6 protein-coding genes are annotated in these 7,445 nt (G+C 48.9%); 5 read left to right on the top strand and 1 reads right to left on the bottom strand.

Annotated elements, in window-relative coordinates:
- Positions 1–294 precede the first annotated feature (294 nt).
- Complete coding sequence (locus VSQ32_20545; protein ID MEH2945156.1) at positions 295–600, bottom strand: type II toxin-antitoxin system RelB/DinJ family antitoxin; 306 nt, start codon at positions 598–600, stop codon at positions 295–297.
- A gap of 440 nt (positions 601–1,040) precedes the next feature.
- Here VSQ32_20545 and VSQ32_20540 point away from each other — a divergent pair, with 440 nt between their 5' ends.
- From VSQ32_20540 to VSQ32_20520, 5 genes are read left to right on the top strand one after another with little or no spacing between them, the layout of a single operon-like run.
- Entirely contained in the window at positions 1,041–3,350 is a 2,310-nt protein-coding gene (locus tag VSQ32_20540; GenBank protein MEH2945155.1) for an ABC transporter substrate-binding protein, read from the top strand.
- 40 nt (positions 3,351–3,390) lie between these two features.
- A complete protein-coding gene (locus tag VSQ32_20535; GenBank protein ID MEH2945154.1) occupies positions 3,391–4,242 on the top strand; it encodes a sugar ABC transporter permease in 852 nt (283 codons plus the stop codon).
- Positions 4,214–5,074 carry a carbohydrate ABC transporter permease gene (locus VSQ32_20530; protein MEH2945153.1) on the top strand — a complete coding sequence of 287 codons (861 nt, stop codon included), beginning with the start codon at positions 4,214–4,216 and terminating at the stop codon, positions 5,072–5,074. The genes VSQ32_20535 and VSQ32_20530 overlap by 29 nt, the downstream gene beginning before the upstream one ends.
- 5 nt (positions 5,075–5,079) lie before the next feature.
- Positions 5,080–6,669 (top strand): efflux RND transporter periplasmic adaptor subunit, encoded by a 1,590-nt coding sequence (locus VSQ32_20525; GenBank protein MEH2945152.1) that lies wholly within the window; start codon positions 5,080–5,082, stop codon positions 6,667–6,669.
- A gap of 56 nt (positions 6,670–6,725) precedes the next feature.
- A complete protein-coding gene (locus tag VSQ32_20520; GenBank protein MEH2945151.1) occupies positions 6,726–7,388 on the top strand; it encodes a hypothetical protein in 663 nt (220 codons plus the stop codon).
- Positions 7,389–7,445 lie beyond the last annotated feature (57 nt).

The raw sequence follows: 7,445 nt of genomic DNA, 5'->3' as shown, positions 1-7,445 counted from the left end.
GAATTATATCAGCATTATTGCAAATCAGAATAACAGGCGGACTGCTACGCAGGTCAAAGCCGTACAGGTAATTGCAAAACCCCTGTATTTTCAAAATTTCATATACAATTCAGAAAAGTAAGAGTAAATATTTTTATATACAAAAACTGAAAAATACATTAAGAGTGCGGATTTCCTTCATAATCCGCTGCGTCTGTCTCGCTGCCGTTTCCGGCACAAGCAGCTCATATGCAATATACTCGTATATATCCCTCAAATCATGCCTCGCCCTGGCCGTGTACACAATGTTCCAGCTCATATCCCATAGTCCCGCCGCATTCCTTCTTCCACTGCATCCGCTGAATATACCCTGCCTTCCCGTATATCCTCCATGCCTTTTCCTATCTCTGTGTCAAACTGCTCCTTTGTAAGAGAGCCGTATGCAGGAGGCGCCTTCTTTGGCAGCTTCATTTCAAACGGGATGCCCTGCTGGAGCACGACCTGCCTTAAAAACATGCCAACTGCATTTGACATTGGTATCCCAAGCTGTTCAAGCACCCGTTCCGCCTGCTCTTTGATCTCCGGCTCCACACGCGCGAATACATTTGATGTCCTTGCCATCTAAACCACATCCTTTCGCTATATAGTATACCGCTTTTGCCTGCGGTATGCAAGCGTTCCGCTTGTCCTTGTATGAATGCACAGATCAGAACATCAATCCCCATGGGAATCGTACACTCTTTCGGTTATATTCCCCCGTTATTATTCTAAAAGCCCTTAGAGAAGTCTTAGAGGACTTTCCCGCCGCCCCGTGATAAGATGACAGCAAGTCAAAACCATACAGGTAATTGTGAAACTCAATAATTGTACTAATTTCATGTGCAATTTGAAAAATTTGAATACAAATATTTTCTCATACAAAAGGTAAGAAATGCATTTCGGCCTTTTTGTATGATGAAAATATTTCATGGAAAGTGCAGAAATTATACATGAAATTTTGATAACCGGATAGTTTCGCAATTGTCTGAAGTCAAAGCCATCTGAGGAAGGAGAACAACTCTATGAAACGAAAACTTTCATTCTTACTTGCCGGGCTGCTGTCTCTGCTTACTGCCGGCTGCAGCTCGCCTGGAAGCGAACCTCTGAAAAAGCAGGAAAAACCCGCCGCCCAAAAGGAAGATTCAAAAGCGCAGCCAGAAACTGCCACAGGCAGGTACCGGGAAGAAACCATTTCATTTCCGGTACCGGTACAGACCATATTTGATTTTGAAAAAAAGGAGGGCTCCATGCGTATTCTGCTGGAGCAGAAACCTGGGGATTTCTGCTGCTGCAAAAGCCAGGATACAGGCGCTTCCTGGCAGCAAGAACCCTGGGATATCTCATGGCTGCCGGAAAATTACCGGGTAGTGTCCGCCTGCTTTGCCCCGGAAAACACCATTTTCGTCTCCGCCGGAAAAATATCAGAAGACCCGCTGGATGAATATCATGCAACAGGAGCATACGAATATTTCAGACTGGAGGAGACGCCGGAAGGACTCCGGACAGAACCTGTCTCCCTGGAGCTTCCAAAACCGGAGGATGCATATTTAAAAGCAGGCTATGGACTGAGGAACATGGTCTGTTCCGAAGACGGAACACTCATCGGTATCCTCCAGCTCGGAACCGGAGAAACACAGACTTCGCAGATTATGTCCTTTCATTCGGACGACGGCGTTGCAAACTGGAAGCGCGATACAGGAAACGCAGAACTCAAACGCAGCGGGAACACACTCTTCCTGAATGAATACGACGGAACCATCAAAACCCTGAATCCTGCAGACGGGGCAGAACTGACGGAAACCACACTTCCCGCCGGAACCATGTTCTTAAGGCTGATGGATTCGGATTTGGAAAAACAGAAATTTTATTACTGTAACGAAACGGGAATTTACAGTTCCGATGATACCATGTCCCTGACAGAACTTCTGGTGGACGGCAATGTAAGCAGTTTTTCCGATATCAGCTCCACCATACGATATTTCTGCCAGGCAGATGAAACTGTATTTCTGATGTTTCTGGAAACCACTGCCTCTGACGGACTGAAGCTGCTGCGATACGAATACGATCCGGATTTGCCCACCCAGCCGGAACAGGAGCTGAAAATTTATTCTTTGTATGACACCTGGAACGTACACAGACTGATTTCCGATTTTCATTCCACCCACCCGAATGTGCTGGTAACTTACGAAACAGGCATGGAACATTCCGGTGCAAAAAGCGAATCCGACGCCATCAATATTCTGAACACGGAAATCATGGCCGGAAAGGGACCGGATGTTCTGTTCCTGAACGGCCTTCCCTGGAACTCCTATGCCCGGCAGGATATCCTTCTGGACTTAAACAGCCTGGAAACCATGCCGCAAACCCAGGTGTTCCAGAACCTTTTTGCTGCTTTTGAAACAGAAGGCAGACAGTATGCGGTACCCGTCAGCTTTTCCCTGCCCATACTGACAGGGGAAGAAACTCTGATTTCCCAGGTGGATTCTCCGGAAGAATTAGTGAACATGGTCAGAGACACAGAGCCTCTGCCCATTCTGGAAGCTGAAAACTTCCTGCCCTATACCTTCAGTATTTTCTGGCAGGACGTCCAAAAAGAAGACGGAGCCATTTCCAGAGAAGCGGTAAGGAAACTGCTACAATGCAACAAAGAACTGAACGACCTGCTGCAGCCGGAAGAAGGTGAACCCTGGGTTCCCTTTGATTCCGTATATCCCAAAGAGGAAAACACTCCTGCTTATGATTCCTCTTATTCCAGTGTAAATGTCTGGAATATCGTGTACGGAAATACCGCTGCGTCCGCGGGCTATATGGGCGCTGTTAAGGACTTCACCGCCATTTCCGACCATATGCCGGGACAGGCCCTGAACTGGAAATCATTTCCGGAGCATGTGTTTACTTCTCTGCTGGCAGGAATCAACGGAACATCCAGGCAGACAGATTTAGCCGGGGAATTTCTGGAATTTATACTCAGCGAAGAAGAACAGATGAAATTTATTGACGGTTCCCTGCCTGTATTCCCCGCGTTTCCAGTCCATAAAAAAGTCTGGGAAACCATGACCGAAGAACCAGCCCCGGAAAAACTGGAAGAATACGAAACTCTTTTCCAGACACTGGGCGGCACGTTTCGCTGGCCTTCTCAGGAAGAATTTGACAGGCTGAAACAACAGGTTTCCAGGCTGGATACTCCGGCCATGGAAGATGCTCTGGTGCTTGCCGCCGTCACAGAAAAAGGCAGGGCATATTTGTCCGGAGGCAAATCTCTGGAGGAAACTGTAAACGAAATCATCCAGACACTGGAACTGTATCTGGCAGAATCCGGCATTGCAGAGTGATTCTGTCTCCGGCTCACGGTCGGAAGAAATGGAGCATCCCATGAAAAAAATACTCGCCGCGCAGAGGGACTTTCTGTTCCTTCTGCCCAGCCTGCTGGGCGTTTCCGTCTTTGTATTTCTTCCCTTCGGGGATGTGGTACGAAGATCCTTTACCAGTCTTACTGTCAGCAGGTTCACCGGATTTGACAATTACAAAATGATATGGAAAAACGCAGCTTTCCGTCTGGCCATGGGGAATACACTGAAATTCTTAAGTGTTTCCATTCCCCTTCTGCTGGCTCTGTCTCTGCTGCTGGCAAACATGGTGCATTTCGGACATGATACATCCTGCATATGGTATAAAAAATGCTGTCTGCTGCCCATGGCGGTTCCCACTGCCTCCCTGGTCTTTGTCTGGAACATGCTGTTTCACCCGTTCGGAATTCTGAACAGTGTCCTGCACCTTTCCGCTGACTGGCTCCATTCCTCCTGGGCATTTGCAGTGCTCACTTTCAGCTTTCTCTGGAAAAATATGGGATATTATGTGATTTTATGGCTCACAGGCCTTCAGGGTATTCCAAAAAGCCTGTACGAAGCGGCTGCTCTGGACGGAGCCGGCCCTCTGGCCCGGTTTCGGTATGTGACCCTGCCGGGGCTGAAACCCATGGCCTCCGCAGTGCTGATTCTGGCTCTTACCGGAGCTTTCAAATCCTACCGGGAAAGCTATCTTCTGTCCGGAGAATACCCGGACAGAAGCATTTACATGATACAGCACATGTTCCACAACTGGTTCCGGGACATGGCCATGGACAAAATGTCTGCGGCTGCTGTGGTCATCGTATGCATGTTCGCAGTGCTGGTCATTCCGTTCCGCAAAAAAGGAGGTGGAAATTTTGATTCTCTCAATACTTAAACGTCTGGTTCTGTTCCTGCTGTGTATTCTGGCCTGTCTGCCGGTATTTCTGCTGTGGACCGGCTCCATTACCGGCAGACAGGAACTTGCCTTTTACCTGAAAGGAATGTTTGAAGGGCAGGGACAGAGTTTTTTTCCTCTGTTCCCGGCCTTCCCCACCCTGAGAGGTTACCTGGAAGTGCTTCTGGACACGCCGGAATTCTATGTGGTGTTCTGGAATTCCGTCAAACTGACGTTTTGCATTGTAGCAGGTCAGTTATTGTGTTCTGTTCCCGCCGCCTGGGGATTTTCCCGCTGGCATGGAAAGCTGAGCAGCCTGCTGTTTTATCTGTACACCATTTTAATGCTGCTGCCTTTTCAGGTTACCATGGTATCCGCCTATATGGTCATTGACCGTCTTGGCATAATGGACAGCCACAGCGCCGTCATTCTGCCCGCTGTGTTTTCCACTTTCCCGGTGTTTCTGATTTACCAGTACTTTATCGGAATACCGGAAGAAATTTTTGAGGCATTTTCCCTGGACAGCAGCAGCCATCTCCGGATGTTCCTGCACATGGGCCTTCCGCTGGCCATGCCCGGCGTCAAAGCCGCTCTGCTGCTGGGCGTCCTGGAATACTGGAACCTGCTGGAGCAGCCGCTGATTTTCCTGAAAACTCCCTCCCTCTGGCCCTTTTCCCTCTACATTCCCAATATCAGCCAGAACAGTATCCAGTACACCTTTGTATTTTCCTTCCTGGTACTCCTTCCCATGATTCTGATTATCTTTCAGGAACGGGAGGAACTGGAAAAGGGCATTGGCACCATGGTTCCGAAACATCCGGAAAGGAGCTGAACGACATGAAATGGAAACCATTAAACAGAATATTTTTCCGGAACCGGCAGTTTCACGCCATCTCTGTTTTTCTTGTGGGAATGGCAGTGATGACTGTCATATCCAGAGCTGCGGATTCCTTTATGATTCCCCAGGTTCAGATAACCTCCCCGGAAACCATGAAACTGCAATACCCGCTGGAAATCCAGGGACGCGTTGTTCCTGAAAATCAATACGCTGTTTACTGCCCGGAAAATCTCAGAATCGGACAGGTACAGGTACAGAAAAACGACATTGTTGCAAAGGGAGACCTGCTGTTCTCCGCAGACCCCAAAGACCTGCAGGACAATATCCGAAAGACCGAACAGGAAATGGAAAAACTGAAGCTGCAAATCGCAGATCTGAAATCATCCCAAAACAGCCAGACCCGTCAGCATGAACTCGATTTAAACCGGGCACAGGAGGATTACGATGATACTGCAGCAGAATCCGAGGCCGCTGTCACCGCCGCTTATCTTGAACTGGAACAGGCTCAAAATGAGCTGGCCCTGCACGAAAGCCAGAAGCCGGAGGAAACGCTGAATTCGCAGAAATCAGCTCCGAAAGCAGATACCCTGAATTCACAGGAAAACAGCTCGGATTCACAGGAAAACAGCCCGGCAGAAAGCAGTCCGGATTCACAGGAAAACAGCCCGGCAGAAGACAGCCCGGATTCACAGGAAAACAATCCGGCAGAAACGGAAAGTCCCCTGGAGGCCTGGAACAGGAAACGGGAAGAACTGGAGGACATCTGCCGTGAAAAACAGAAATGCTGCGAAGAAGCTGTGGCTGCCCGGAACAAATCTCTGAAAGCAGCCGCCCGTCAGATAGAAGACGCCAGCCTTCCGCTGACGGAAGACCACACTGCCGACCTGCTGCAGGCAGACCTGGAAAACCAGAATCGTACCCTGCAGGAATTAAAGGAACTGAGTCAGGCAGAAGGCAGCGTTTATGCCCAATACGACGGACAGATTCTGGAATGCAGCATTTCCACCGGAAGTATTACTTCCCCGGAGCCGGCGATTATCCTCGGAGATTTCAGCCAGTCCTTCCGGTTTGAAGGCACACTGAATGAAGCTGTTTCAGAGGAAGATATGTCATACCAGAACAGTTCATCCGAAAGCAGCCTCAATGATACCGGAATTCCCCTCCTGGAAGAAAACATGGAGGGCATTCTCCGTATGCAGGATGGCGGCATACCTGAAAAGTCCGTGAAAATCACCGGCGTCTCACAGGAGGAAGGCGGCGCCTGCCGTATTACTGCTGATTTGGATGGTCAGGAAATATCCCGTTCCGGAGAAGCAGTTCTGGATTTGACGGGAGAAAGCAGAATCTGGCCCTGCTGCGTCCCCCTGTCGGCCCTGCACAGCCGGGAATCCGGGGATTTTGTCATAAAAGTCACAGAATCCCCCACCATTTTGGGCCTTTGTTCCACCGCCGAATACGTTCCTGTCACTGTTCTGGAAAAAAACAGCGAGTATGCGGCAGTGGAAGGCCTTTCTCCCACAGACCAGATCATTGTAACCGCCAGCAAAGCCATAAAGGAAGGTGACCGCATACGAATCATCGAAGACTGACCAAAGACAACTTTTTTCCCCATCTTGGTATGTTTCTGTCCGCAGCTCTGTTCCTTTTGAGTTTTCTGCAATTTCACATTCACTTTCGGGAACTGGACAGCCGGGAAGAAGCTGTGATATACCTGTTTGAGCAGGATTCCGTCTCCGGCCGGACGCTGGCAGAAGCATACAGAAGACGGGACACATACCGGAACATCTTTACCGCGGACAAAGAAGGGCTTTTTATCGTGACATCCGGCAGCCGAAAAGTCCCGGCGTCTCACGAAACAGAATTTCCTGTTCCGTACTATAATGAAACAGTTGATATAAACCTGCTGAAATGGATGGTTTATATCATATCGTTTCTGTTTTTTACCGGTATAATGCTGTTCTTTTTTGCAAAATTCAAAAAGTCCCCTCCCTCTGTTCAAAGCCCATGGCTTTATGGAATCTGCCTGCTGTTGTTCCTGGGATTTATAAAAATGGAGTTGTTTGCCGAAGCGGCGGATTTTCCCCGATGGCTGCTGCCCGGTGCATGGTCAGATCTGGAAGGCTGGGGAACCTTATGGGAAACCATGGGCACACAGCTTGAAACCATTTTCCGGTACCGGGAATGCCCCGTTCTGATTAATTATTATCAGAATCTGACCGGATGTTTCCGGCCTCTGACCTTCTGCTTCCTTTCTGTTTTTTCCTACAGCCGGGCATCGGCCTGCTGCAGGGATAACAGGGAATCTTGATTTCCGGTAAATATTTTTATATAATAAAAAAGAATGCGCACTGCGCATTCTCCGCGC

Source organism: Lachnospiraceae bacterium JLR.KK002 (genome assembly GCA_036941025.1).
Classification (GTDB): domain Bacteria; phylum Bacillota; class Clostridia; order Lachnospirales; family Lachnospiraceae; genus Petralouisia.
The sequence above is the reverse complement of the archived record's forward strand: the minus strand, read 5'-3'. Positions and strand labels throughout refer to the sequence as shown.